Annotated in this window: 1 protein-coding gene; it reads left to right on the top strand. The window is 45.9% G+C overall.

The window, feature by feature from the left end:
• Positions 1-89: 89 nt before the first annotated feature.
• The coding region (locus R7Z49_RS25880; protein WP_318112528.1) for a LysR family transcriptional regulator at positions 90-632 on the top strand (543 nt) is incomplete at its 3' end.

Consider the following 632-nt stretch of genomic DNA (forward strand, 5'->3'; position numbering starts at 1 on the left):
ATTCATTATATTTGGGCTGATTGGTGATTGAAGAGCCAGTTTGTCTTTACTAAAGTGAAGAAAGTTCACGAATGGAATGCTCGAGTTTTATGGATAAGATACGGTCCCTACGATTTTTTATTGCCACTTTAGAAGGTGGCAGTTTTGCTGCGGCCGCCAAAGCGTATGGCACAGACCCTTCTACAGTGAGTAAAGCAATCCATCGTCTTGAAAGCGACTTGGGAATACAGCTGTTCCAGCGTTCTACGCGACAGATCCGTCTGACAGAAGCCGGTCGTCGATACGCAAATACCGTTAGGTTTGTACTGGACGAACTGACGGCGTGTGAGGATTCATTGAAAAGCCACAATGATGCGCTTTCAGGACTGCTTAAGATTAATGTGCCGGTCTCCTACGGTCGCCTTTACATTCGCCCTTTATTAAAAGAGTTTTGTCGCCGCTACCCCAGCATCACTATCGATATTCATTACGATGATGCCTACGTTGATATTATTGAACAAGGGATTGATGTGTCGATTCGTTCTGGTGTCGTTCAGGACAGCCAGTTGATCGTGCGCCAGCTGAGTCCTATCGATTTTATTATTTGTGGCAGTCAGGATTACTTAACACGGCATGGTGTTCCGAGTGGCCCA

The sequence above is a fragment of the Vibrio sp. 1562 genome, from assembly GCF_033340155.1.
Taxonomy (GTDB): domain Bacteria; phylum Pseudomonadota; class Gammaproteobacteria; order Enterobacterales; family Vibrionaceae; genus Vibrio; species Vibrio alginolyticus.